Source organism: Accumulibacter sp. (assembly GCF_016789985.1).
Taxonomy (GTDB): Bacteria; Pseudomonadota; Gammaproteobacteria; order Burkholderiales; family Rhodocyclaceae; genus Accumulibacter.
In genome coordinates this window covers 1-25,556 of the sequence record NZ_JAEUOL010000094.1, presented here as the reverse complement: position 1 = coordinate 25,556, position 25,556 = coordinate 1, and the positions used below count along the sequence as shown (strand labels likewise).

Sequence of the window (25,556 nt, the reverse complement as noted above, 5' to 3'; positions counted from 1 at the left end):
ATCAATCAAGAGCTCGAACAACTCGCGCTAGTGTTGCCGCAAGCAATGGCCGCCCTCAAACAGGGCGGGCGCCTGGTGGTGATCAGCTTTCACTCGCTCGAGGACCGCATCGTGAAGCGCTTTCTGCGCGACGAGGCGGCGCCTGATCATGCCCCCAGGCGACTCCCGCTGCGCACGGCCGAACTGCCCCAGCCGAAGCTTCGTCTGGTCGGTAAGCCGTGTCGGGCGAGCATCGCCGAAGTGGCGGCCAATCCGCGGGCGCGCAGCGCCGTGATGCGGGTGGCGGAAAAACTGGCGCTCGAGGCTGCCTGAGATGGTTCGTCTGAACGTCATCCTGCTGTTTGCCCTGGTGCTCTGCAGTCTCGGTGTGGTCACGGCACAGCACAAGGCGCGCAAGATCTTCCAGGCACTTGAAGCAGAGCAGGAGCATGCGCGGCAACTTGAGGTCGAGTTTGGCCAATTGCAACTGGAACTGTCGACCTGGGGAGCGGCACCGCGGATCGAGAAGATCGCCCGTGAGAAGCTCAAGATGAACACGCCGGAAACCGGCCGGGTGATCACCTCGGCGTCGACTGGAGGAGCTTCGCGATGATGCGTTTCAAGGGAAAAGTGGCGCACAAGTTCGCCGAAAGCCCGCTGCTGCAGATGCGCCTGCCCACCTGGCGCTCACGGCTCATGGGTCTGCTGATCCTCGGTTCGTTTGGCATGCTGATCGGCCGTGCCTTCTACCTGCAGGTTCTCAACAACGACTTCCTGCAGGAGAAGGGCGAGTCACGCTACCGGCGCGATATCGAAATCAGTGCTTCGCGCGGCAAGATCGCCGACCGGCACGGCGATGTGCTGGCCATCTCGACGCCGATGAAGTCGGTCTGGGCGGTTCCGCAGGTCGCCAAGCTCACCCCCGAACAGACCGTCCAGCTGGCATCCCTGCTCGAGATGGATGCCCGCCAGTTGGCGCAGAAGCTGAGCGCCGAGAAGACCTTCGTCTTTCTTCGCCGTCAGATACCGCCGGCGGTGGCCGATCGGATTGCTGCACTCAAGTTGCCGGGCATTGGCCAGGACAAGGAGTATCGCCGCTTCTATCCGACCGGCGAGATGACGGCGCACATGGTCGGCTTCACCGGTGTCGACGACAGAGGACTTGAAGGTGTGGAGCTGGCGTTTCACGGGCAACTGCTCGGACAACCCGGCAGTCGCAGCGTCATCAAGGATCGTCGTGGCCAGATCGTCGAGGACGTCGGCTCGATCAGGCAGCCGCAGGACGGCAAGGAGATTCGCCTGGCACTCGATTCGAAGATCCAGTATCTGGCTTACAGCCACCTCAAGCAGGCGATCAGCGACAACAACGCAAAGGCTGGCGGCGTGGTCGTCCTTGATGTGCGCACCGGCGAAATCGTCGCCCTGGCCAACTGGCCAACCTACAATCCGAACAATCGCGAGGCACTGTCCGGTGCCCAGTTGCGCAATCGCGCGATGACCGATACTTTCGAGCCCGGCTCGACGCTCAAGCCTTTCACCATCGCCCTCGGGCTGGAAAGCGGCAAGGTCCGCCCGGACACCATCATCAACTGCGCACCGGGTCGGCTGACCATCGGCAACGCAACGATTGCCGACGCGCATCCGCATGGGGCGCTGAGCGTGGCACAGGTGATTCAGAAATCGTCGAACGTTGGCGCCGCCAAGATCGCCGCGATGCTGTCGTCGCAGAAGATGTGGGAAATGTTCGACGACGTCGGTTTCGGACAGGTGCCTCATCTGGGATTTCCCGGCGAGGTGACGGGCCGGGTACGCCCATGGAAGAGCTGGAAACCGATCGAGCAGGCCACCATGGCCTATGGGCATGGCATTTCCGTCTCGTTGATCCAGCTGGCCCGCGCCTATTCGGTCTTTGCGCGCGACGGAGACCTCGTACCGCTCTCCCTGACCCGCGTCGATTCGTCGGCCGCCACGGGCGCCACGGTATTCAGTCCGAAGACGGCGCGCGACGTGCGTGTCATGCTCGAGATGGCGGTCCAGTCCGGCGGAACGGCACCGAAAGCCCAAATCCCCGGTTATCGGGTCGCCGGCAAAACCGGAACCGCACACAAACTGCAAGGTGGTCGTTACGCCAACAAGTATGTTTCTTCCTTCGTCGGCTTTGCGCCGGTATCCGACCCGCGTTTGATCGTCGCCGTCATGATCGATGAACCGAGCGCCGGCAAACACTATGGCGGCGAGGTTGCCGCACCGGTCTTCGCCGCCGTGATGAGCAGCTCCCTGCGCACGCTCGGCGTTGCTCCCGATGCACCGCTGGTCGTCGCGGAGACCCCGAAACCTCCGGTTGCCGCAAAGGCCAGGCTGTGAGCAGTCGTACGGCGCGTGATCGTCGTGACGACCGCATTGGCGACCTGCTGCAGCGCCTGGTCAGCCGCGGCGTGGTGCCGGGCGGAGTGAGCGACGACAGCCGGCTGCTGGTGCCTGGCGATCTCTTTCTGGCCTGTCCCGGCGAACTGGCCGACGGCCGCCACTTTGTCGCCGATGCCATCGCCAGAGGTGCCGCCGCGGTGTTCTGGGAACAGGGCGGCACGGCACCGGATGATTTCGTCTGGCGCGACGACTGGCAGTTGCCCAACTGGCCGGTCACCGGTTTGCGCCAGTTGCGCGGCCCACTGGCACACGCCATCCACGAGCGGCCGAGCGAGCGCCTGTCGCTGATCGCCGTCACCGGAACCAACGGCAAGACCAGCGTCACGCAGTGGATCGGTGCAGCTCACCCGCGGCGCTGCGCAATCATCGGCACGCTGGGTGCCGGACTGCCGGACAAGCTGATCGATACCGGCTTCACCACGCCCGAAGCAACCACCCTGATGCGTTGCCTCGCCGAATTTGCCAACCACGAGGTGCAGGCCTGCGCACTCGAAGCCAGTTCCATCGGCATCGCCGAAGGGCGTCTCGATGGCGCCCGGGTGGACATCGCGGTGTTCACCAACCTCAGTCGCGACCATCTCGATTACCACGGCAGCATGGCCGCCTATGCCCAGGCCAAGGCGAAGTTGTTCACCTGGCCGCACCTGCGTCTGGCCGTGTGCAATCTGGACGACCCCTGTGGGCGTGACCTGGCCACCCTGACCACCGCCACCAAGGTGATCGGCTATACCCAGCAGGAGCAGCCGGATCGCCGGCAAGGAACGATCCGCGCAGAAAACATCGAGCAGACGATTGATGGCATGCGCTTTCACCTGTGCGCGCCGAACGGTCGCGCCCTGGTGGAGACTGGCCTGCTCGGGCGCTACAACGTGGCCAACCTGCTCGCCGTCGCCGCCGTCCTGCTCGATGCCGGTCTGACACCGCAGGAGGTTGCCGAACGACTGGCTCACCTGACGCCACCCGCCGGGCGGCTGGAGAAGGTCGGCGGCGACAACCAGCCATTGGTGGTGGTCGATTATGCACATACCCCGGATGCCCTGGAGAGCGCACTGCGCGCGCTGCGCCCGGTGGCCATCGCGCGTGGCGCCGGTCTGACCGCCGTTTTCGGCTGTGGTGGCGATCGCGACCGGGGCAAGCGGCCGTTGATGGGAGAAGTCGCCACGCGCCATGCCGATCGCGTCGTGTTGACCAGTGACAATCCGCGCGGTGAGGACCCGCAGTCGATTCTCGACGAGATTCGCCGTGCTGCCCCGACGGCGGAAGTGATTGCGGAGCGCGGCGAGGCGATCCGCCGGACGATTCTCGCTGCCCACCCGGCCGAGGTGGTCCTGATTGCCGGCAAGGGGCACGAGGCATACCAGGAGACGGCCGGGGTACGGCGGCCGTTCTCCGACAGCGCGCAGGCAAAAGCGGCGCTGGCCGCCCGACGCGAGGCAGGACGATGAGTGTGACGATGGATCTGCTGAGCGTTGCGCGGGCCACGGCTGGCACTCTGATCGGCGACAATCCGACGTTCTGCGGCGTGTCGACCGACAGTCGGAGCATTGCCGCCGGCCAGCTGTTCGTCGCCCTGCGTGGCGACAATTTCGACGGCCACGATTATGTGGCGGCAGCGCGGGAGCGGGGTGCGGTGGCGGCGGTGGTGGCGGCGGATGCGGTCGAGCGTCTGCAGCCACTCGGCCTGCCGCTCATCGAGGTGGCCGAAACCCGGCTGTCGCTCGGCGCTCTGGCGGCCGACTGGCGCGGTCGATTCAGCTTGCCGTTGATCGCCGTAACCGGCAGTAACGGCAAGACCACGACCAAGGAGATGATCGCCAGCATCCTGCGCGCGGCCTTTGGCGAAGCGGTCCTGTCGACCCGTGGCAACTACAACAACGACATCGGACTGCCGCTCACCCTGCTGCAGTTGAGTGCCGGCCATCGTGCGGCGATTATCGAGATGGGAATGAACCATCCAGGCGAAATCGCCTACCTGGCGGGAATCGCCCGACCCGGGGTCGCCATGGTGACCAACGCACAAAGGGCGCATCTGGCCGGCATGGGAACACTCGAAGCGATCGCCCGGGAGAAGGGCAGCATCTATTCGGGGCTCGAGGAAGACGGGATTGCAGTGTTCAATGCCGACGATTCCTGGGCGAACCTGTGGCGTGAGCAAAGCAGCGGCCTGCGGGTGATGACCTTTGGCTTCGAACGGCCGGCCGACGTCAGCGGTGAGGTCTGCCTGCATGGTCTCGAAAGCCGGCTCACCGTGTGCACCGGCGTCGGGCGCTTCAGTGTCCAGTTGACGCTGCCCGGGCGGCACAATGCGCGCAATGCGCTGGCCGCCGCGACGGCCTGCCTGGCTGCCGGAATTCCGCTGGCCAACGTGCACTCCGGACTGGCCAGCTTTCGCGGCCTCAAGGGGCGCCTGCAGCAGCGGCAGGCGGTGCACGGTGCCGTCCTGCTCGACGACAGTTACAACGCCAACCCCGACTCGGTGCGTGCCGGGATCGATGTACTGGCGTCCACCATCGGCCGCAAGATACTGGTACTCGGTGACATGGGCGAGATTGGCGAGATGAGCGGCCAGTTCCATGACGAAATCGGTGGCTATGCCAAGAGTCAGGGAGTCGACCGCCTGCTGACGCTGGGCGAGGCGAGCGCCCTGGCAGCACACAACTTCGGTGCGGGTGGCGAGCACTACACGCGTGTCGAGAAGCTGGTCGGCGTGCTGCGCGACGAACTCGGTCCGCAGACCACCGTTCTCGTCAAGGGGTCGCGCTTCATGCACATGGAGCGGGTGGTCGAAGCGATCAGCCTGCCTGCCGGGGAGGACGCCTGATGCTGCTCTGGCTGACACAGTGGTTGGCGCAGGACGTGCGTGCCTTCAACGTCTTCGGCTACATCACCCTGCGCACGGTCCTCTCGGCGATGACCGCGCTGATCATCAGTTTCATTGCCGGGCCGCGCCTGATCCGCTGGCTGGCTGCCAAGAAGATCGGCCAGGCGGTGCGCAACGACGGTCCCGAAACGCATCTCATCAAGTCCGGTACACCGACCATGGGCGGCGCATTGATCCTGATCGCGATCATCACCACCACCTTGTTGTGGGGTGACCTCGGCAACCGCTACGTCTGGGTCGTGCTGATCGTCACCGTCGGTTTCGGCAGCATCGGCTGGTATGACGACTGGCAGAAGGTGGTGCACCGCAACCCGCGTGGTCTGTCGGCGCGCTGGAAGTACTTCTGGCAATCGGCGATCGGTCTGCTGGTCGCCCTCTACCTCGGTCTGACGGCGAGCGGGCCGGCCCAGCTCGAGTTGATCGTTCCCTTCTTCAAGACCGTATCCTATCCGCTCGGGGTGATCGGTTTCATTGTCCTCAGCTATCTCGTGGTCGTCGGTACCAGCAACGCGGTCAACCTGACCGACGGTCTCGACGGCCTGGCGATCAGGCCCACCGTGATGATCGCCGCCGCATTGGCAATCTTTGCCTACGTCGCCGGCAACGCCGTCTATGCCAAGTATCTGTTCCTGCCCTACATTCCGGGAGCTGGCGAACTGGCCATCCTGCTCGGCGCAATGGCCGGTGCCGGGCTCGGATTTCTCTGGTTCAACGCCTACCCGGCCGAAGTGTTCATGGGCGATGTCGGCGCGCTGGCACTCGGCGCCGCTCTGGGGACGGTGGCGATCATCGTGCGCCAGGAAATCGTCCTGGCAATCATGGGCGGTATCTTCGTCGCGGAAACGCTGTCGGTGGCCGCCCAGGTGCTGTTCTACAAGATGACCGGTGGCCGGCGCATCTTCCGCATGGCGCCGCTGCATCATCACTTCGAACTCGGTGGCTGGAAGGAAACTCAGGTCGTCGGTCGCTTCTGGATCATCACCATCATGCTGGTGCTGGTCGGCCTGTCCACCCTGAAGCTGCGCTGACATGGACCTGCAGGGGAAACTCACACTGGTGCTCGGCCTCGGTCAGAGCGGGCTGGCGATGGTCAGATGGCTGGCACGCCAGGGGGCGCGGGTACGCGTTGCCGATACCCGCCAGGCACCGCCGCAGGTCGCCGCGCTGCGCGCCACGCTGCCGGAAGCCGTCCTGTTGACCGGCCCGCTGGTGCCCGAAACCTTTGCCGGAGTCGAACTGATCGCCCTGTCGCCCGGCGTACCGATTGAGGAAGCCCTGATCAGGGAGGCCATGCTGCGCGGCGTGCCGGTCGTCTCCGAAATCGAACTGTTCGTCCGTGGCCTTCGACGGGTCACCCCGCAGGCGCGGCTGATTGCGATCACCGGCAGCAATGGCAAGACCACCACGACCGCGCTGACCGGTGCGCTGTGCCGTGCGGCCGGCCGCAGCACGGCGGTGGCCGGCAACATCAGTCCGGCAGCGCTCGATGCACTGATGGACGCCATCGACGGCAACGCCTTGCCGGCCGTGTGGGTGCTCGAGCTGTCGAGTTTCCAGCTCGACACGACCTACAGCCTGCATGCCGATGCGGCCACCGTGCTCAATGTCAGCGAGGACCATCTCGACCGCTACATCGACCTGGACGCCTACACTGCCAGCAAGGCGCGCATCGCCCGGGGATGCCGCGTTCTGGTGCTCAATCGCGATGATCGGCGCAGCCTGGGAGCAAGCCGACCGGAGCATCGGGTGGTCACCTTCGGGCTTGATCCGGCACCCGGTGACGCCGACTACGGACTGGTCGATGGCTGGATCGTGCGCGGCAGAGAACGCCTGATCAGGGCAGGCACACTGAAGCTGATCGGTCGGCACAACGCCGCCAATGCCATGGCGGCGCTCGCGCTGTGCGAGGCAATCGGCATCGATCCCCATGTGGTGCTGTCGGCCCTGGCTTCCTTCGGCGGCTTGGCGCATCGCGTCGAATGGGTCGCCGAGATTCAGGGGATCAGCTATTTCGACGACTCCAAGGGGACCAATGTCGGCGCCACCCTGGCGGCGGTCGAGGGGCTTGGCCGTCGCGTGGCGATCATCCTGGGTGGTGACGGCAAGGGTCAGGACTTCACCCCGTTGCGCAGCGCCATCGCGCGGCATGCGCGTGCCGCAGCGCTGATCGGTCGCGACGCAGCAGTGATCGCCGGCGTGCTCGAGGGTTGCGGGGTGCCGCTCCGTCTCTGTGCCGACATGCCCGAGGCGGTGCGCTGGTGTGCCGGCCAGGCGCAGGCCGGGGATGTCGTACTGCTCTCCCCGGCTTGTGCCAGCATGGACATGTACCGTGATTATGCACACCGGGCGGCGGTGTTTGTTGATGCCGTGCGTGGCATCGAAAGAGAGGCTGCCTGATGTTGCACACCCTGGACACCCCGCGTCGCCTGCCTTCCGAAATCGATCTGGCACTGTTGTGGAGCACGCTGGTGCTGCTCGTGATCGGCATGGTCATGGTGTACTCGGCATCGATGGCGACGGCCGAGGCAGCACGCCAGACCGGCAATCAGTCGACCTACTTCCTGTTGCGCCACGGACTGTTCCTGATCGTCGCGCTGGTGGCCGCCGGTGTTGCCTTCCAGGTGCCGATGACCACCTGGCAGCGCTGGTCACCGTGGCTTTTCGTCGCCGGTTTCGTGCTCCTCGCGCTGGTGCTGATTCCGGGCATTGGACGGGATGTCAACGGCGCTCGTCGCTGGCTGCCGCTTGGCCTGGTCAACCTGCAGCCTTCCGAGCTGATGAAGCTGTTTGCCGTGCTCTACGCCGCCGACTACACGACGCGCAAGATGCCGCACATGCACGATCTGAAGAAGGCCTTCCTGCCGCTCGCCAGCGCCATGGTGGCAGTCGGTGTTCTGCTGCTCAAGGAGCCCGATTTCGGCGCCTTCGTGGTAATCATCTCGATTGCCATGGCAATCCTCTTTCTGGGCGGCATGCGGGCGCGCCTGTTCGTCGTCCTGATTCTCGTCCTGGCTGCGGCCTTTGCAGCCTTGATCATCTTCTCTCCCTACCGGCGCGATCGCATTTTTGGTTTCATGGATCCCTGGGCGGACGCTTTTGGTCGCGGTTATCAGTTGTCGCACGCCCTGATCGCCTTTGGTCGTGGCGAGTTGTTCGGTGTCGGGCTCGGTGCCAGCGTCGAGAAGCTGTTCTATCTGCCGGAAGCGCATACCGACTTTCTGCTCGCTGTGATCGCCGAGGAACTCGGCTTCGTTGGTGTCCTGATCGTCATTCTCCTGTTCGGTCTGCTGATCCAGCGCGCCTTCGCCATCGGCCGCCAGGCGGTGGCGCTCGAGCGGCTGTATTCGGCGCTGGTCGCACAAGGGATAGGCGTCTGGCTCGGTGTACAGGGTTTCATCAACATGGGGGTCAATATGGGTGTGCTGCCGACCAAGGGGCTCACCTTGCCACTGATGAGCTTCGGGGGTTCCGGCATTCTGGCCAACTGCGTGGCCCTGGCGGTACTGCTGCGCATCGACTGGGAAAATCGCCAGATGATGCGCGGAGCCAAGGTATGAGGACGCTACTGGTCATGGCCGGGGGGACCGGCGGCCATGTCTTTCCCGGGCTGGCGGTCGCCGACCTGCTGCGCCAGCGCGACTGGCGGGTCGTCTGGATGGGCGCTCCGGACAGCATGGAAGCCAAGCTGGTACCGGCACGCGGCTACGAGATGGCCTGGGTCCGCTTTGCTGCGTTACGTGGCAAGGGACTGCTGCGCAAGCTGTTGCTTCCCTTGCACCTGTTCTCGGCCTGCTGGCAGGCGCGGCGCGAGATCTGCCGCGTCGGGCCGGATGTCGTCCTCGGCATGGGTGGCTACGTCAGTTTTCCCGGCGGCATGATGGCTGCCCTGCTCGGCCGGCCACTGATCATTCATGAACAGAACTCGATCGCCGGCCTGGCCAACCGGGTACTTGCCCGCTGGGCCAAACGGGTTGCCTGCGGCTTTCCGAACACCTTGCCCGGGGGGGTCTGGGTAGGTAATCCCCTGCGTCCCGAGATGACCGGTCTGCCTGCACCGGCGCAGCGCCTTGCCGGGCGCGATGCCCCGCTGCACTGGCTGGTCCTCGGTGGCAGTCAGGGTGCCACCGCGCTCAACGAGATGGTTCCCAGGGGGCTGGCACTGATCGACGCAGAACAGCGACCGCTGGTGGTGCATCAGGCCGGCGAGAAACACCTCGAACAACTGCGGGAGAACTACGCAAGCGCCGGGGTACCGGCGCATTGTGTTGCCTTCATCGAAGACATGGCGGGCGCCTACGAGTGGGCGGACCTGGTGATCTGTCGGGCCGGTGCGCTCACCGTTGCCGAGCTGGCCGCCACCGGCGTGGCCAGCGTGCTGGTACCCTTTCCCCACGCCGTCGATGACCATCAGACGCTGAACGCCCGTTTTCTGTCGCAGGCCGGCGCGGCGGCCCTGCTGTCGCAGGAGCGACTGACCCCCGAATCGATCAGCGAGCTGCGCAACTATCCGCGCCACGAACTGCAGGAAATGGCCGAGAAGGCGCGTGCCCTGGCCAAGCCCGAGGCAACGGCCGAACTTGCCAGAATGTGCGAGGAGCTCGCCGCGTGAAACACAAGGTCAAGACTATCCATTTCGTCGGCATCGGCGGTGCGGGCATGAGCGGCATCGCCGAAGTGCTGGCCAATCTCGGGTTCTCGGTCAGCGGTTCGGATCTGGCCGACAGCTCGACCACCCGACGGCTCGCCGCGCTCGGCATACGCACCATGGTCGGCCATGCCGCCGGGAACGTCAGCACGGCCGATGCCGTGGTGATCTCGTCGGCGGTCAGGTCGGACAATCCGGAAGTCATCGCCGCACGTAGTCGCAAGGTGCCGGTGGTGCCGCGTGCCCAGATGCTCGCCGAACTGATGCGGCTCAAGCAGGGGATCGCCGTCGCCGGAACACACGGCAAGACCACCACCACCAGCCTGGTGGCCTCGATTCTCGCTGAAGGCGGCATGGACCCCACCTTCGTCATTGGCGGCCGACTCAACGCCGCCGCGGCAAATGCCCGTCTCGGTTCGGGTGACTTCCTGGTCGCCGAGGCCGATGAATCGGACGCCTCTTTCCTGCTGCTCTCGCCCGTGTTGTCGATCATCACCAACATCGATGCCGACCACATGGAGACTTATGGCCATGATTTCAGTCGCCTGAAGCAGGCCTTCGTGGATTTCGTGCAACGCCTGCCGTTCTATGGCGTGGCGGTGCTCTGCACCGATGACGCCAATGTGCGGGAGATCATGCCGTTGGTCAGCAAGCAGATCGTCACCTACGGTTTCGATCCAGCGGCCAACGTTTATGCTGAAAACGTTGTCGCGATCGATGGTCAGATGTGTTTCGACTGCATCCGGGTCAACGGCACGGTGAGCCGACTGCCGGTCACCCTCAACCTGCCCGGCCGGCACAACGTGCTCAATTCCCTGGCGGCGATTGCGGTAGCCAGCGAACTGGGGGTAGCCGACACGGCGATCGTCAAGGCGCTGAGCGAGTTTCGCGGCGTCGGCCGGCGTTTTCAACGTTACGGAGAGCTGACGCTGCCGCAAGGTGGGCGGGTGACGCTGATCGACGATTACGGCCATCACCCGGTCGAGATGCGCGCCACCCTCGCGGCAGCCCGTGGCGCCTTCCCCGGCCGCCGCCTGCTGCTTGCCTTCCAGCCGCACCGCTACACCCGCACACGTGACTGTTTCGACGATTTCGTGAAAGTGCTGAGCGGAGTCGATGCGTTGGTGCTTGGCGAAGTGTACGCGGCCGGCGAAGCGCCGCTCGTCGCAGCTGACGGACGCGCCCTGGCGCGCGCCCTGCGCGTGGTCGGCAAGGTGGAACCGGTCTTCGTTGAACAGGTGGGCGACCTGCCGCAGGTGATTCTGGATGCGGCGCGCGACGGCGACGTGGTGATGACGATGGGTGCCGGCTCGATCGGCGCGGTGCCCGGCAAGCTGCTTGCCGCTCAGGGGTGAGGAAGATGGACGCGAGGGATTTCGGAAAGGTGGCGGTGCTTTTCGGCGGCCGCTCGGCCGAGCGCGAAGTGTCGCTGAACAGCGGCTCTCGTGTGCTGGCCGCCCTGCAGCGTCAGGGTGTTGACGCGCAGGCTTTCGATCCGGCGACGCGCCGACTCGATGAACTGGCCAATTTCGACCGCGCTTTCATCGTGCTGCACGGACGATATGGCGAAGACGGAACGATCCAGGGCGCGCTCGAACTGATGGGTGTCCCCTACACGGGCAGTGGCGTCATGGCCTCGGCACTCGGCATGGACAAGTGGCGCACGAAGATGCTCTGGCGTGCTGCCGGTCTGCCGGTACCCGACTACGTACTGCTCGATGCAGCGACCGATCTTTCTCGGGTCGAGGCACAGCTCGGCCTGCCACTCTTTGTCAAACCCGCTTGCGAAGGCTCGTCGATCGGCATTACCAAGGTCAAGCAGGCCGGTGAATTGCGCGCTGCACATGCCGCTGCGGCCAGACACGACCCACTGGTACTGGCCGAGCAGGCGATTCTTGGTGGAGAATACACGGTTGCCATTCTCGGCGACCAGGCGCTACCGATCATCAAGATCGAACCCGGGAACGAGTTCTATGACTACGCGGCCAAGTACCTGCGTGACGACACGGTCTACCGTTGCCCCTGCGGTTTGCCGGAGCGGCGCGAGCACGAACTTCGTGCCCAGGCTCTTGCGGCCTTTCGCATACTCGGCGGCCGTGGCTGGGGCCGGGTGGACTTCCTGATGGACCAGGCGGGCGGCAGTGGGCGCGCCTACTTGCTGGAGGTGAACACCTCCCCCGGCATGACCGATCACTCGCTGGTGCCGATGGCTGCACGCGCAGCCGGCATCGGTTACGATGAACTGGTGCTTCGCGTTCTGGCGCTTGCCACCCTGGGATGAACGATGTGGCACAAACCGCACCTGCTGACGGCGATTTCCGACCTGCTCTTTCTGGCCGGTGCGGCTGCCCTGCTGGCGGCGGCGGTGGTCTGGGGAACGCCCCGCATGCGTCTGTTTCCACTCAACGAGGTGCAGATCACCAGCGAGCTGCGTTCGGTACAACGCGGCGAACTGGAGGATGCTCTGACCGAACTGCTGCGTGGCAACTTCTTCACCGTCGATCTCGAAGCGCTGCGCCGGGCGCTGGAGGAACTGCCCTGGGTGCGCCGCGCCGAACTGTGGCGCAAATGGCCCTCGCGCATCGAGGTGCGCATCGAGGAGCAACAGGCGGCCGCGCACTGGGGGGATGGCCAGGGCGAACTGGTCAATACCTTCGGCGAGGTCTTCGCGGCCACGCTGACGCGCGAGCAGCGACTGCCTCGACTGAGCGGACCGGCCGGCAGCTCACGCGAGGTTCTGCGCCGCTACGGGGAGTTCGCCGAACTGCTCAAGCCAGTCGGTCTGCCTCCGGCACAGGTGGCGCTGTCGCCACGCCTGGCGTGGCTGCTCAAACTGGAAGATGGCATGCTGGTTGAGCTCGGTCGCGAACAATTGAAGGCACCGATCCGCATGCGTCTGCAACGCTTCGTCGACTACTACCCGACCGTCTCGGATGCGCGCCATGTGCGACCGCTGGCGGTGGATATGCGGTATCCAAATGGTTTCGCATTGCGCTTTCCGGCCAGTGCAGTTCAGGAAGTCAAAGGAAAGAAATGAGCAGGGATAGCAAGGATCTGATCGTTGGACTCGACATCGGCACCTCGAAGATTGTTGCGCTGGTTGCGGAAGTCACTCCGGAAGGCAGGCTCAACGTCATCGGCATGGGTTCGCAGGAATCGAAGGGTTTGAAAAAAGGCGTTGTGGTCAACATCGAGGAGACGGTGGCGACCATTTCGCGGGTGCTGCAGGAGGTCGAGCTGATGGCCGATTGCAAGGTACGCGATGTGTACACCGGGATAGCCGGCAGCCACATCAGGAGCTTCAACTCGAATGGCATGGTGGCGATCAAGGACAAGGAAGTCACCCCGATGGATGTCGAGCGGGTGATCGAGACGGCGCGTGCCATGCCGATTCCAGCCGACCAGGAGATCCTGCACATCCTTACCCAGGAATTCATCATCGACGACCAGGATGGTATCCGCGAGCCGATCGGCATGAGCGGCTTTCGCCTCGAGGTCAAGGTGCACATCGTGACCGGTGCGGTTTCGGCAGCCCAGAACATCGTCAAGTGTGTCCGCCGTTGCGGTCTCGAAGTCAACGATCTGGTCCTGCAGCCACTGGCCTCGAGTTGTGCCGTCCTCTCCGAGGACGAGAAGGACCTCGGGATCTGCCTGATCGACATCGGTGGCGGCACCACCGACCTGGCGGTGTGGACGCAGGGCGCCATCCGCCACACCTCGGTCATCCCGATCGCCGGCGATCAGGTTACCAACGATATTGCCATGGCCTTGCGCACACCGACCCGCGAGGCCGAAGACATCAAGCGCAAATACGGGTGCGCCCTTGCCCAACTCGCCGATCCGGAGGATGTGCTCGATGTCGCCGGAGTCGACGACCGGCCTTCGCGCAAGCTGTCGCGGCGAGCTCTGGCCGACGTCATCCAGCCCCGCGTCGAGGAACTGTACGAACTGATCCAGGCGGAGCTGCGTCGTTCGGGCTTCGAGGACGTCCTGTCGTCCGGCATCGTACTGACTGGAGGTGCTTCGGTCATGCCGGGGATGATCGAGCTCGGCGAGGAAATCTTCCACATGCCCGTCCGTCTGGGTGTCCCGAAATATCAGGGGGCGCTCGCCGATGTGGTGCAGAGTCCACGTTTTGCCACCGCTTGCGGCTTGCTGCTCGAAGCTCACACGCAAAGGAAACGCGGCCTCAAGGTGCGGGAAACACGCGATGTGAAGCAGGTGTTCGGGCGCATGAAATCCTGGTTCGAAAAGAATTTCTGAACCAGCAGGAAGCAGCAATCCCCGTTTTTTTTGACAGCTTTTGAATTTTTGCAGAGGAGGCGACAATGTTCGAAATCATAGACAAGGAACAAGGCGAGCGGGATACCGTGATCAAGGTGATCGGTATTGGTGGGGCCGGCGGCAACGCCGTCGATCACATGATCCGCGAGGGGGTCAACGGCGTGGATTTCATCACTGCCAATACGGATTCACAGGCCCTCGGACGCAGCATTGCGATCCAGAAGCTGCAGCTTGGCAAGACTGGTCTCGGTGCGGGCGCCAAGCCGGAAGCCGGACGCAGCGCGGCGATCGAGGAGCGCGAGGCGATTGCCGCGTCGCTGCAGGGTGCCCACATGGTCTTCATCACCGCCGGCATGGGGGGCGGAACGGGAACTGGTGCGGCGCCCATCGTTGCCGAGGTGGCGCGCGAACTCGGGGTGCTAACCGTCGCGGTGGTGACCAAGCCTTTCGGCTTCGAGGGCAAGCGGCTGAAGGTGGCCGAGGTCGGCATTGCCGAATTGCAGAAACACGTCGATTCGTTGATTGTCATCCTTAATGACCGCCTGATGGACGTGCTCGGTGACGACGTCTCGATGGACGAGGCCTTCCGGGCAGCCGACAATGTGCTGCGCAACGCAGTCGGCGGCATTGCCGAGATCATCAACTTCCCCGGTCTGGTCAACGTGGACTTCGAGGATGTGCGCACGGTGATGGGCGAGATGGGAATGGCCATGATGGGCTCGGCCAACGCCGCCGGCGTAGACCGGGCGCGGATCGCTGCGGAACGGGCAGTCGCCTCCCCGCTGCTCGAGGGAGTCAACCTTTCCGGAGCCAAGGGCGTGCTGGTCAATATCACCGCCTCGCGCTCGTTGAAGATGAAGGAAGTGAACGAAGTGATGAATACCGTACGCGCCTTTGCTGCCGAAGACGCACACATCATCTTCGGCGCGGTGTACGACGAGCAGATGGGCGAGGAAATCAGGGTGACGGTGGTCGCCACCGGTCTCGGACAGGCACAGGCCAAACGGCAAAACTTCGAGGTGATTCGCAACACCGAGCGTCAGGCTACCGGCACCGACGGACCATTTGGTGTCGGTTCGATCGACTACGCTTCGCTGGACCAGGTACCGGCAATCGTTCGCAAGGGCCGCAGCGCCACCGTCGAAGCCCTGGCCAACAGCGGGGTCGATCGCTACGACATCCCGGCCTTCCTCAGAAAACAGGCGGACTGAGCCGGCCTGGTCGTCATTCCTCTGCGGGAATCGGTGGGCGCCTGGCCGGCCCAGGCTGTGCTAGAATCCACCGATTCCCATTTTTTCAGACACATGTTAAAGCAGCGAACACTCAAGGCGGTGGTCCGCGCAGCGGGCGTCGGTCTGCATTCCGGAGTCAAGGTGAACATGAGCCTGCGTCCGGCAGCGCCCGGGACCGGCATCGTCTTCCGCCGCGTCGATCTGGAACCGGTGATCGATCTGCCGGCATCCGCCCTGCTGGTCAGTGATACCCGCATGTGCTCGTGCGTCGAACGTGACGGCGTCAAGGTCGGTACCATCGAACACCTGATGTCGGCATTTGCCGGGCTCGGTATCGATAATGCGTTCGTCGACATCGATGCTGCCGAGCTGCCGATTCTCGACGGTTCTGCCTCGCCCTTCGTCTTTCTCGTTCAGTCGGTCGGCATCGAAGAGCAACCGGTTGCCAAGCGCTTCATCCGCATCAAGCACCCGCTCGAAGTGCATGACCAGGACCCCTCCGGGGTCAAGTGGGCAAGGCTCGAGCCTTACGACGGCTTCCGCCTGTCCTTCTCGATCGGCTTCAACCACCCGGCGATCGACCGCACCGGGCAGCAGGTGATCATCGATTTTGCCGAACACTCCTATGTCCGTGAAGTGGCGCGCGCACGCACCTTCGGCTTCATGCAGGAAGTGGAATGGCTGCACGAGAACGGTCTGGCGCAAGGAGGCGGCCTGGACAACGCGGTCGTGCTCGACGAGTACCGTGTGCTCAATGCCGACGGCCTGCGGTACAGCGACGAGTTCGTCAAGCACAAGGTGCTCGATGCGATCGGCGACCTCTACCTCCTCGGATACCCGTTGCTGGCAAGCTTCACGGCGCACAAGTCCGGGCATGCGCTGAACAACCAGTTGGCCCGCAAGCTACTGGCCAACCCACAGGCATGGGAGTACGTCAGCTTCGAAGACAGCGCGCTGGCCCCATGGACCGTCTCCCGCTGGTTGGCGGCACCGGCCTTCTGACGGCATGTGGCTGCTCCGCCTGCTGGCCGTACTGACCGTGCTGGCCGTGGCCGGCGGCGTGGTGGTTTTCGTATTCACCCGCGACGCGCGCTATCTGCAGTTTTCATGGCGTCTGTTTCGTTATTCGTTGTTGGTCGCGCTGCTGATCTTCGCGTTGCTGATCATCGAACGTGTCGCCGTCATTCCTGTCTAGCCGAGCGCGTCAACAGGCAGTCGATCGCCTGACGCAACGGCGAGCCGGGTAGCGCGTCGCGCAAGGCGGTCAACTGCCGGCTGCTACCGGCGCTGAGCGGCTTGCTCACGAGCGCGCGGCTCGTTTCATGTGCCTGCCAGGCGTGCACCTTGACCTGAACCGCGCTGCACTCCAGACCGTGCTTCGCCAGCTCGTTGACCAGCGTCGGTGCGACCTGGCGCAGCTTGGTCGCCACCGCACCGCTGCTTGCATGGATCACCACGACCCCCGACTTGAAATTGGCCAACCGGCTGGCTTGTACGAGATGCGCTGGTGCGATCTGCTGATAGAGGCCGGCCAGCCGGACCAGCAATCGCGCATGAGCCATCACCTTGTCGGCACCCTCGGCGGCATCCAGATAAGACTGCAGCGAGTCCGCCATTTTCCAGGTTCCAGGAGAAACAACCAAGACATGCTAGCCTGATCGCTGACCCTCTGGCAAGAGGGTTAATCAGCCGGCGCCGCCGAGTCGCACTTCTCTGCCCGAATGCGCTCGTAAATCACGAAATCGAAGGTGGTGCCCGACGCCGCACCATCGACCTGTCCGCTGCGGCGCGAGATTTCCCGCCAGTCGCCGGGCAACAATTCGGGAAAGATCGCATCGCCCTCGGCCTCGGCCGCCACCTCGGTCAGGTAGAGGCGACCAGCCAGTGGCAGCGCCTGGCGATACAGCTCCGCTCCACCGATGACGAACACCTCGGGGGCAGCGCCCGCCAGACGGATCGCCTCCGGCAGCGAAGCTGCCAGGCTGGCGCCGTCCGCGACGTAGGCCGGGTTGCGACTGACGACGATGTTGTGCCGGCCGGACAAGGGACGAAAGGCTGGCGGCAGCGACTCCCAGGTCTTTCGACCCATGATCACCGGCTTGCCGGAGGTGGTACTGCGAAAGTGGCGCATGTCCTCCGGCAACCGCCAGAGCAGTTGCTGGTTCCGGCCGATCATGCGGTTGCTTGCCACGACAGCAATCAGGGCGAGCATCGTCGCTGCTCAGACGGCAACCGGTGCGGCGATGTGCGGATGCGGGTCGTAGCCCTCCAGCGCAAAGTCCTCGAAGCGGAAGCCGAACAGGTCATGCACCTCGGGGTTCAGGCGCATCGTCGGCAAGGCGCGCGGCTCACGGCCCAGTTGCAGATTCGCCTGAGCAAAGTGGTTGCTGTAAAGATGGGCGTCTCCGAAGGTGTGCACCAGGTCGCCCGGCCGATAACCGCAGACTTGCGCCAGCATCAGGGTCAGCAGGGCGTATGAAGCGATGTTGAACGGCACGCCAAGAAAGATGTCAGCGCTGCGCTGGTACAACTGGCAGGAAAGTCGGGCGCGGCGATCCGCATCCGATGGGGTGGCTGGTGCGATGTAAATCTGGAAGAAGGCATGGCAGGGTGGCAGCGCCATGCGCTCGACGTCAGCCGGGTTCCAGGCGCTGACCAGATGGCGACGCGAATCCGGGTTGCTCTTCAGGCCTTCGACCAGTTGCGCCATCTGGTCGATCTGGCGCCCGTCCGCCGCCTGCCAATGGCGCCACTGATGTCCGTAGACCGGGCCAAGGTCGCCATTGCCGTCGGCCCATTCGTCCCAGATGCGCACCCCGTTTTCCTGCAGGTAGTGGATGTTGGTGTCGCCCTTGAGAAACCACAACAGTTCGTGGATGATCGAGCGCAGGTGCAGTCGCTTGGTCGTCAGCAGCGGAAAGCCCGCGCCAAGGTCGAAACGCATCTGCCAGCCGAACACCGAACGTGTCCCGGTTTCCGTACGATCGGTCTTCAGGTTGCCCTGTTCGAGGACATGCCGCATCAGGTCCAGATACTGTTTCATGCCATCTGTTCGTCGAACCGCCAGCCGGCATTGTAATCCCAGAGCCGCAATACTCGGCATTCGTCGTGCTGGTGGATTACAATTGCCCGTTCCAATTCGGCGATTCGTCACCTGACAGTCTTTCGATGATCCTCAAACTGTTCTCACAACGCCCTGATCATCCGCTGGCGGATGGCAAGGAGTTGAAGCGGATTCTCGGCGAGTTGCTGGTTGATCGGCCGGTCACTGCGGTCGATGAAGTCACCACCTGGTTCGAGTCGTTGAAGCATGCCCGAAACTTCCGGATCGATCAGTTGTTCGACATCCTGCGCCAGCTTGACGACGCGGCACAACCGCATCTGCGCCGGCTGACGCGTGACTACCTGCAATCGCAGCACCTGTCGGCGCCGGAACAGCAGCGGCTGTGGACGAAGTGTCATGGCTACTGGAGGGAACTGGCGGCAATCTATTCCTTGTGTCTGGAGCGTGCCCGGCTCGATCCCAAGAGTAGAGGCAGCGAACTGCTCAAGCCTGCGCTACCGCTCGTCGAAACCCGGGTGCAGGCGGCGCGCCGCTGTCGTCTGAAGTGGCTTGCCTATCGCTATGCACCGGTTGAGAAAGATCTCTGGCAATGCCTCGGCGCGAGCTACCTGGCGGCCGAGGAAGCGGGCCTCGCACAGAAGCCGGTACAGCTCTATCCGGCCCAGAAAGGGCTCACCAGTGTCGCACAGCAATACCTGCACGCCTTGATCTTCGACTGCTCGTCGATGGACCAGTTGCTGCCGGAACAGATCGAGATGGCCGATCGACTGATCGCCCAGTTCCTCTCCGGCGTCGTCCTGTCAACCAGCCCTCGTCCCGACAGCGTCTATTGGGTCGACGCCGCGAGTGGGGTGGCGCCGGCCCGTCTGGTGCGGCGTCCCGCTGATGCCTGCTCCAGCCAGCGTTTCTTTTCCCCGGCCCCGGCACTGGCAGCGCTGACCGAACTGATCCACGCGGTCGAACGGGGAGACGTTCCGCGCGATCTCAACCTCGGTGCCGAGTATCAACCAAAGGCCCTGCTCCCCGTCTTGCGTCATCTGTGCACCTACTGGGCCTTGCAGCCGCCCCGGAGGACGTATCAGCGGCACCCGGTCAGGACGCGCATGGCCGTACTTGACGGCTTTGAACACTGCTTCATGGTGTTCGCCGGAGCGGCCGAGCATCTGCACGGCGAAGCCGGCTGCCTGCAGCACTGGCTGGTCGAGAATGTCAGCCTGGGTGGCTTCCGGGCAATCATGGATGGCGCGGCAGCGAACGACCGCATCAAACTTGGCACCTTGCTCTGCCTGCAGGTGGAAGGGGGAGACAACTGGTTGCTGGGAGTGGTCAGACGCTTCGGCGGGCTGGCCGGCGGCAAGACCGGCGTCGGCGTGCAGGTGCTCTCGCGGCGTGCCCAGAGCGTCGAACTGCGCCCCCGCCGTAGTGGCTTCGCGGTGGCCGTGGCCGTTCCCGGCATTTGTTTGCGTGACCGTGGCGAGACCGGCGTATTGCGCATGGTCTTGCCGCTGGGCGGCTTCAGGGTGCGGGAAAGTCTCGACCTCATTCTGGATGGACGCCCACACGTGTTGACCCCGATGGAGCTGGAAGAAAGTGGCAGCGACTTCGAGATCGCCCGTTTCCGTGAGCCGGCGGCCGGCTGAGGCGCGAGCGGATCAGGCCGGCCTGGCTCGCCGGGCGGACTTTGGCCGAAAGGCTGCGATGACGCTTTCGTTGGTCTCGACGTAAGGACCGCCGAGCAGGTCGATACAGTAAGGCACGGCGGCAAAGATACCGGGCACTCGCACGCTACCGTCGGCCGTCTTGACCCCCTCCAGCGTTTCCCGGATCGACTTGGGTTGCCCAGGCAGATTGAGAATCAATGCCTGGCCACGGATGACGCCGACCTGACGCGAGAGGATTGCGGTCGGCACGAAGTTCAGGCCGATCCGCCGCATCTCCTCGCCGAAGCCCGGCATCACCCGATCCGCCACCGCCAGCGTGGCCTCCGGAGTGACATCGCGGGCTGCCGGACCGGTGCCGCCGGTGGTCAGCACCAGATGACAGCCGACCCGATCGACCAGCTCGACCAGGATTTGCTCGATCGCGCTGCGCTCATCGGCAATCAACCGGGTTTCGGTCCGCCACGGGCTGCTCAGCGCGCTGGCAAACCACTCCTGCAGGGCCGGGATGCCCTGATCCTGGTAGACCCCTTGCGACGCGCGGTCGCTGATCGACAGCAGACCGATCAGCAGCTCATCATCACCGCTCATCCGGCTCCTCCTGGTTGCTTGCCGGCGCGTTCCGGTCGAGTTCCTTGAGCGCCTGAAAGAGCAGGCGGTAATTGCGTGGTGGCTTGCTCTGTGCCTGCTCGAGCAGCGTTGCCCGGCGCAGTGAGCGAAGCTGCTGCAGGTCGGCAGCCGGGAACTGGCTGGCTATCGCATACAGGAGTTTCTCGTCCGCCAGCAACTCGCTGCGCAGACGTTCCAGACGGTGCAGTCTGGCCGTTTCCCCGGCGGAGTCGCCGCGCACGGCAGCCAGCGCCGTGCGAATCGGTTCCGCGTCAACGCCCCGCATCAGGCGTCCGATGTACTGCATCTGCCGGCGCCGGGCGTCGTCCTGGCGCAACATGCGGCGAGCCGCGTGCACCGCGGTAGCCAGATCCTCGGGCAGGTGAACCTGTCGCAGACGATCCGCCGGCAAAGCAACCAGCTCCTCACCCAGGATCTGGAGTTCTTCCATCGCGCGCTTGCGCCGGGTTTTCGAGGGCGGGGGAGACTCTTCTTCGCAGGTGATCATTGACTCGCGACCGGTTCTTTCGGCAGGCAGATGGAAGCCGCAGGCAGTACCGCAGTACAGCGGCTGCCGGCCAGGGAGCTGCTATGATAGCGGCTTTTTCCTCCGGTCGCCGCCCTCATGCTCCGTCCAGCCAGCCCCGAGATAGCCGAATCACGCTTCAGTCACAGTGCCGACACGCTGCAGCAACTGGCGCGCGACGTCCTGGCGCATGCCGCCGGGCATGGGGCCAGTGCCTGCGAGGTCGATGTGTCGACCGGCTTCGGCCAGTCGGTCACCGTGCGTTGCGGCGAGGTGGAGACCATCGAGTACAACCGCGACAAGGGAATTTCCGTCTCGGTCTACCTCGGACAGCGCAAAGGGCATGCCAGCACTTCCGATTTTTCGTCGCGGGCCGTGCGTGAGACGGTAGAGGCAGCGTTGAACATCGCTCGCTTTACCGCCGCCGACCCCTGCGCCGGTCTTGCCGAAGCCGGCTTGCTGGCAACCGATGTCGGGAGCAGACCGGACCTCGACCTTTACCATCCCTGGCTGCTCTCGGTTGAAGAAGCGGTCGAACTCGCCGGGCGTTGCGAGCAGGCGGCATTTGCCGTCAGCCCCGAGGTCAGCAACTCGGAAGGGGCGACCGTTTCGCTCCAGGAGGGACAGTTCGTTTCGGCCAACAGCCTCGGTTTCATGGGCGGTTATCCGAGCTCGCGCCATTACCTTTCGTGCTCGGTGATCGCCGGCAAGAACGAAAACATGCAGCGCGACGACTGGTACGCCACCGCCCGCGACCCGCTGGCGATCGGCTCCGCCGAGTCGATCGGCAAACGGGCAGCGCAGCGCGCCCTGTCACGCCTCGGCGCACGCAAGATCAGGACCTGCAAGGTTCCGGTCATCTTCGAAGCGCCGCTGGCCGCCTCGCTGATCGGCAACTTCGTGCATGCGGTGAGTGGTGGCAGTCTGTACCGCAAGACTTCCTTCCTGGTTGACAGTCTCGGTAAACGCGTCTTTTCGCGCAAGATGAATGTCAGCGAACGGCCGCATCTGCCGCGTGGCTTGGCCAGCGGCTATTTCGACAGTGATGGCGTGGCCACCCATGACCGTGAAGTGATCAGCGGGGGGTGCCTGCAGGGTTACTTCCTGAGCACCTACAGCGCTCGCAAGTTGGGCATGCAGACCACCGGCAACGCCGGCGGCTGCCACAATCTGATCGTCCAGCCGGGCAAGCGTGATCTGTCCGGGCTGCTCAGGAAGATGGGGCGCGGCCTGCTGGTGACCGAACTGCTGGGTCACGGCGTCAACTACGTAACTGGCGACTACTCGCGCGGTGCGGCGGGTTTCTGGATCGAAGGTGGCAAGATCGCCCATCCGGTCGAGGGAATCACCATCGCCGGCAATCTCCGCGACATGTTCAGGAACGTTGCGGCAGTGGGCAACGATGTTCTCGTGCGCGGCTCGAAGCAGGTCGGTTCGATTCTGATCGAACAGATGAAGGTGGCGGGCGACTAGTTCGCCGCAACGGCGATAGTCTGCGCGGATACCGTTGCGGTGGCGGTGGCCCAGCCTCAGCCCCGCTTCGGACCGGGGCTGGGCGCTTGTCCTTGGCTTGGCAGCACTCTGCTCTCCGGCAAACCCACGCGCCATGCACGGCTGCTTTCGCTATAATCGCGTGGCACCACACGTACAAGAACCCACCTAGGAGACAAATTGTGGAAAGACGTTCGTTTCTGAAGAATGCAGGTTTCGGCCTTGCGGCCGGTAGCGTCGCCATGCCCGCCATCGCCCAGAGCGCCCCGACCATCAAATGGCGCCTGGCCTCCAGCTTCCCGAAGAGCCTCGACACCATCTACGGCGGTGCCGAGCACATGGCCAGACGGGTGTCCGAGGCGACCGGCGGGAAGTTCCAGATTCAGGTCTTCGCCGGCGGAGAAATCGTTCCCGGTCCGGCGGTGTTCGATGCCGTCAAGGACGGCACGGTCGAAATGGGGCATACCGTTTCCTACTACTTCTACGGCAAGGATCCGACCTACGCTCTGGAAACCGCCGTTCCCTTCGGCATGACCAACCGCCAGATGGACGCCTGGATGCGCTACGGCAACGGCACCAAACTGCTCGGAGAGGTGTTTGCCAAGTCGAACATCATGACCATCCCCTGCGGCAATACGACGACCCAGATGGGCGGCTGGTACCGCAAGGAGATCAAGACGCCCGCCGACCTCAAGGGTCTGAAGATCCGCATCGGCGGCTTCGCCGGCGCCGTGCTCAGCAAGCTTGGTGCCGTGCCGCAGCAGATTCCCGGCGGCGACATCTACCCGGCACTCGAGAAGGGCACGATCGACGCGGCCGAGTGGATCGGCCCCTACGACGATCAGAAGCTCGGCTTCAACAAGGTGGCCAAGTTCTACTACTATCCGGGATGGTGGGAAGGCGGCCCGCAGGTGTCGGCTTACGTCAGCCTGAAGAAATGGGCGGAGCTGCCGAAGGAGTACCAGACCATTCTGCAACTTGCCTGTGCCGACGCGCACGTCGACATGGTCGCCAAGTATGACTCCAAGAATCCGACCGCGCTCAAACAGTTGGTGGGGTCGGGAACGCAGTTGAAGCAGTTCCCGAAGGAAGTCATGGACGCCTGTTACAAGGCGGCCATGGAGTTGTACGCCGAGACCTCGGCGGCCAATCCGCAGTTCAAGAAGGTTTACGATGACTACAAGAAGTTCATGGACGACGAGAACCTCTGGCTGCGCCTCGCCGAAGGCTCCTATTCGAACTACATGTACAGCAAACGCTAGACCTGGCACGCGCAGCCGCCGCCAACCGGCACTGCGCCCTGCCAACGACACGGAACGGAGGCGCGAGCCTCCGTTCCCTTTTGTGTTGCCCCTATGCGGCGGGCAGCCCGACGATCCGTCATCGTCCGTCGGGCACAGTCACTGCTTACTTCGCCTGGTCCTGCTTGATGGCGTCACGTATCGCCTTGCTCGCGGCATCCTCCTCGCTGGCCGGCGATGCATCCTTCGGACTGCCCAGTCCCGGTGGTGTCGAGGGCGTACCGTAATCGGCACCCTGGAACTCGATCTGTACCGCATCGAGATCGACCTTGGCGTCCTGGTCGAGGCCGAAAGTGACCAGTTGCGGGAAGAAGATGAGGATCGCGACCATGATGATCTGGATGCAGACGAAGGGGATCGCGCCCCAGTAGATGTCGGTCGTCTTGACCGAGGCCGGGGCCACCGAGCGCAGGTAGAACAGCGCGAAGCCGAACGGCGGATGCATGAACGAGGTCTGCATGTTGACCGCCAGCAGAACGCCGAACCAGATCAGGTCGATGCCCAGCGCCTGGGCGACCGGTCCGAGCAGTGGCACGACGATGAATGACAGTTCGAAGAAATCCAGGAAGAAGGCGAGCAGGAAGACAAGGGTGTTGACCACGATCAGGAAGCCGATTTCACCACCCGGCAGTCCGGTCAACAGATGCTCGACCCAGCGGTGGCCGTCCACGCCGTAGAAGGTCAGCGAAAAGACCCGCGCGCCGACCAGGATGAAGACCACGAAGGTGGTCAGTTTGGCGGTCGTTTCCATCGCCTGCCGGAGCAGGCTCCAGGTCAGGCGCTGACGGGCCAGCGCCATGATCAGGGCACCGGTGGCACCCATTGCGCCGCCTTCGGTCGGTGTGGCGATGCCGAGAAAGATCGTGCCGAGCACCAGGAAGATCAGGAAGAGTGGCGGCAGCAGAGTGGTCAGCACGCGCATCAGCAACTTGCCGCCGTGCAGGGTGCGCGCCTCGGCGGGCAGTGCGGGCGCGGCACGCGGCCGGAAGATCGCCACCAGCGCGACATAGCCGACGTAGAAGGCGGTCAACGTCAGGCCCGGCAGGAAGGCGCCCTTGTACATGTCGCCGACCGATTTGCCCAACTGGTCGGCCATGATGATCAGCACCAGCGATGGCGGGATGATCTGCGCCAGCGTCCCGGAGGCGGCGATCACTCCGGTGGCGAGCTTGGTGTCATAACCGTAGCGCAGCATGATCGGCAGCGAGATGAGGCCCATCGAGATCACCGAAGCAGCCACCACGCCGGTCGTGGCGGCAAGCAGCGCGCCGACGAAGATCACCGCAAACGCCAGACCCCCACGCAACGGACCGAACAGCTGGCCGATGGTGTCGAGCAGATCCTCGGCCATTCCCGAGCGCTCGAGGATCAGGCCCATGAAGGTGAAGAACGGGATGGCCAGCAGCGTGTCATTGTTCATGATGCCGAAGATGCGATCCGGCAGCGCCTGGAAGAGTTG

25 protein-coding genes are annotated in these 25,556 nt (G+C 64.1%); 19 read left to right on the top strand and 6 right to left on the bottom strand.

Annotated features, from left to right (window positions below):
• From mraW to JNK99_RS05650, 16 genes are all read left to right on the top strand, one after another.
• A partial coding sequence (gene mraW, locus JNK99_RS05725) for a 16S rRNA (cytosine(1402)-N(4))-methyltransferase (RefSeq protein WP_291849929.1) occupies positions 1 to 312 on the top strand: 312 nt, incomplete at its 5' end.
• A 1-nt stretch (position 313) separates the two neighbouring features.
• Positions 314 to 592 carry a cell division protein FtsL gene (gene ftsL, locus JNK99_RS05720; RefSeq protein ID WP_291849926.1) on the top strand — a complete coding sequence of 93 codons (279 nt, stop codon included), beginning with the start codon at positions 314 to 316 and terminating at the stop codon, positions 590 to 592.
• The gene (locus tag JNK99_RS05715; RefSeq protein WP_291849923.1) at positions 589 to 2,343 is read left to right on the top strand and encodes a penicillin-binding protein 2; all 1,755 of its coding nucleotides are present in this window, start codon (positions 589 to 591) and stop codon (positions 2,341 to 2,343) included. The genes ftsL and JNK99_RS05715 overlap by 4 nt, the downstream gene beginning before the upstream one ends.
• The gene (locus tag JNK99_RS05710) at positions 2,340 to 3,851 is read left to right on the top strand and encodes a UDP-N-acetylmuramoyl-L-alanyl-D-glutamate--2,6-diaminopimelate ligase (protein WP_291849920.1); all 1,512 of its coding nucleotides are present in this window, start codon (positions 2,340 to 2,342) and stop codon (positions 3,849 to 3,851) included. The genes JNK99_RS05715 and JNK99_RS05710 overlap by 4 nt, the downstream gene beginning before the upstream one ends.
• The gene (gene murF / locus JNK99_RS05705; RefSeq protein ID WP_291849917.1) at positions 3,848 to 5,227 is read left to right on the top strand and encodes a UDP-N-acetylmuramoyl-tripeptide--D-alanyl-D-alanine ligase; all 1,380 of its coding nucleotides are present in this window, start codon (positions 3,848 to 3,850) and stop codon (positions 5,225 to 5,227) included. The genes JNK99_RS05710 and murF overlap by 4 nt, the downstream gene beginning before the upstream one ends.
• Positions 5,227 to 6,315 (top strand): phospho-N-acetylmuramoyl-pentapeptide-transferase, encoded by a 1,089-nt coding sequence (gene mraY / locus JNK99_RS05700; protein ID WP_291849914.1) that lies wholly within the window; start codon positions 5,227 to 5,229, stop codon positions 6,313 to 6,315. Before murF ends, mraY begins: the two co-directional genes overlap by 1 nt.
• A gap of 1 nt (position 6,316) precedes the next feature.
• The gene (gene murD, locus JNK99_RS05695; protein WP_291849911.1) at positions 6,317 to 7,684 is read left to right on the top strand and encodes a UDP-N-acetylmuramoyl-L-alanine--D-glutamate ligase; all 1,368 of its coding nucleotides are present in this window, start codon (positions 6,317 to 6,319) and stop codon (positions 7,682 to 7,684) included.
• On the top strand, positions 7,684 to 8,844 hold the full coding sequence (ftsW, locus tag JNK99_RS05690; RefSeq protein ID WP_291849908.1) for a putative lipid II flippase FtsW: 1,161 nt from the start codon (positions 7,684 to 7,686) through the stop codon (positions 8,842 to 8,844). The genes murD and ftsW overlap by 1 nt, the downstream gene beginning before the upstream one ends.
• Positions 8,841 to 9,896 carry an undecaprenyldiphospho-muramoylpentapeptide beta-N-acetylglucosaminyltransferase gene (gene murG, locus JNK99_RS05685; RefSeq protein WP_291849905.1) on the top strand — a complete coding sequence of 352 codons (1,056 nt, stop codon included), beginning with the start codon at positions 8,841 to 8,843 and terminating at the stop codon, positions 9,894 to 9,896. Before ftsW ends, murG begins: the two co-directional genes overlap by 4 nt.
• On the top strand, positions 9,893 to 11,287 hold the full coding sequence (gene murC, locus JNK99_RS05680; protein WP_291849903.1) for a UDP-N-acetylmuramate--L-alanine ligase: 1,395 nt from the start codon (positions 9,893 to 9,895) through the stop codon (positions 11,285 to 11,287). The genes murG and murC overlap by 4 nt, the downstream gene beginning before the upstream one ends.
• Before the next feature lie 5 nt (positions 11,288 to 11,292).
• A complete protein-coding gene (locus JNK99_RS05675; protein WP_291849898.1) occupies positions 11,293 to 12,213 on the top strand; it encodes a D-alanine--D-alanine ligase in 921 nt (306 codons plus the stop codon).
• 3 nt (positions 12,214 to 12,216) lie between these two features.
• Positions 12,217 to 12,969, top strand: a complete 753-nt coding sequence (locus JNK99_RS05670) for a cell division protein FtsQ/DivIB (RefSeq protein WP_291849895.1) — start codon at positions 12,217 to 12,219, stop codon at positions 12,967 to 12,969.
• Positions 12,966 to 14,195: a cell division protein FtsA gene (gene ftsA, locus JNK99_RS05665; RefSeq protein WP_291849892.1), complete on the top strand. Its 1,230-nt coding sequence runs from the start codon at positions 12,966 to 12,968 to the stop codon at positions 14,193 to 14,195. The genes JNK99_RS05670 and ftsA overlap by 4 nt, the downstream gene beginning before the upstream one ends.
• Positions 14,196 to 14,260: 65 nt before the next feature.
• Positions 14,261 to 15,427 (top strand): cell division protein FtsZ, encoded by a 1,167-nt coding sequence (gene ftsZ / locus JNK99_RS05660; RefSeq protein ID WP_291849889.1) that lies wholly within the window; start codon positions 14,261 to 14,263, stop codon positions 15,425 to 15,427.
• 93 nt (positions 15,428 to 15,520) lie between these two features.
• Positions 15,521 to 16,450, top strand: coding sequence for a UDP-3-O-acyl-N-acetylglucosamine deacetylase (lpxC, locus tag JNK99_RS05655; protein ID WP_291849886.1), 930 nt, complete (start codon positions 15,521 to 15,523; stop codon positions 16,448 to 16,450).
• Positions 16,451 to 16,454: 4 nt separating this feature from the next.
• A complete protein-coding gene (locus tag JNK99_RS05650) occupies positions 16,455 to 16,643 on the top strand; it encodes a hypothetical protein (protein ID WP_291849884.1) in 189 nt (62 codons plus the stop codon).
• Here the strand turns inward: JNK99_RS05650 and JNK99_RS05645 are convergent.
• From JNK99_RS05645 to JNK99_RS05635, 3 genes are all read right to left on the bottom strand, one after another.
• A complete protein-coding gene (locus JNK99_RS05645; protein WP_291849882.1) occupies positions 16,630 to 17,064 on the bottom strand; it encodes a DciA family protein in 435 nt (144 codons plus the stop codon). The two genes, JNK99_RS05650 and JNK99_RS05645, sit on opposite strands and share 14 nt — an antisense overlap.
• A 65-nt stretch (positions 17,065 to 17,129) precedes the next feature.
• Complete coding sequence (locus JNK99_RS05640) at positions 17,130 to 17,660, bottom strand: dihydrofolate reductase (RefSeq protein ID WP_291849879.1); 531 nt, start codon at positions 17,658 to 17,660, stop codon at positions 17,130 to 17,132.
• Between the two features lie 9 nt (positions 17,661 to 17,669).
• Positions 17,670 to 18,491, bottom strand: a complete 822-nt coding sequence (locus JNK99_RS05635; RefSeq protein WP_291849877.1) for a thymidylate synthase — start codon at positions 18,489 to 18,491, stop codon at positions 17,670 to 17,672.
• Positions 18,492 to 18,616: 125 nt separating this feature from the next.
• Here JNK99_RS05635 and JNK99_RS05630 point away from each other — a divergent pair, with 125 nt between their 5' ends.
• Entirely contained in the window at positions 18,617 to 20,152 is a 1,536-nt protein-coding gene (locus JNK99_RS05630; protein WP_291849873.1) for a hypothetical protein, read from the top strand.
• Between the two features lie 12 nt (positions 20,153 to 20,164).
• On the opposite strand, the gene mog is transcribed toward JNK99_RS05630, so the two are convergent.
• Together mog and yjgA are read right to left on the bottom strand one after the other, a co-directional pair.
• The gene (gene mog / locus JNK99_RS05625; protein ID WP_291849871.1) at positions 20,165 to 20,761 is read right to left on the bottom strand and encodes a molybdopterin adenylyltransferase; all 597 of its coding nucleotides are present in this window, start codon (positions 20,759 to 20,761) and stop codon (positions 20,165 to 20,167) included.
• Positions 20,751 to 21,287, bottom strand: a complete 537-nt coding sequence (gene yjgA, locus JNK99_RS05620) for a ribosome biogenesis factor YjgA (protein ID WP_291849868.1) — start codon at positions 21,285 to 21,287, stop codon at positions 20,751 to 20,753. The genes mog and yjgA overlap by 11 nt, the downstream gene beginning before the upstream one ends.
• A gap of 117 nt (positions 21,288 to 21,404) precedes the next feature.
• Between yjgA and pmbA the strand changes: the two genes are divergently transcribed.
• Positions 21,405 to 22,778, top strand: coding sequence for a metalloprotease PmbA (pmbA, locus tag JNK99_RS05615; protein WP_291849865.1), 1,374 nt, complete (start codon positions 21,405 to 21,407; stop codon positions 22,776 to 22,778).
• Positions 22,779 to 22,978: 200 nt separating this feature from the next.
• Positions 22,979 to 24,058 (top strand): TRAP transporter substrate-binding protein, encoded by a 1,080-nt coding sequence (locus JNK99_RS05610; RefSeq protein ID WP_291849862.1) that lies wholly within the window; start codon positions 22,979 to 22,981, stop codon positions 24,056 to 24,058.
• Between the two features lie 145 nt (positions 24,059 to 24,203).
• Here JNK99_RS05610 and JNK99_RS05605 read toward each other — a convergent pair.
• Positions 24,204 to 25,556, bottom strand: a 1,353-nt coding sequence (locus JNK99_RS05605) for a TRAP transporter large permease subunit (protein WP_291849860.1), incomplete at its 5' end; no start/stop codon positions are given.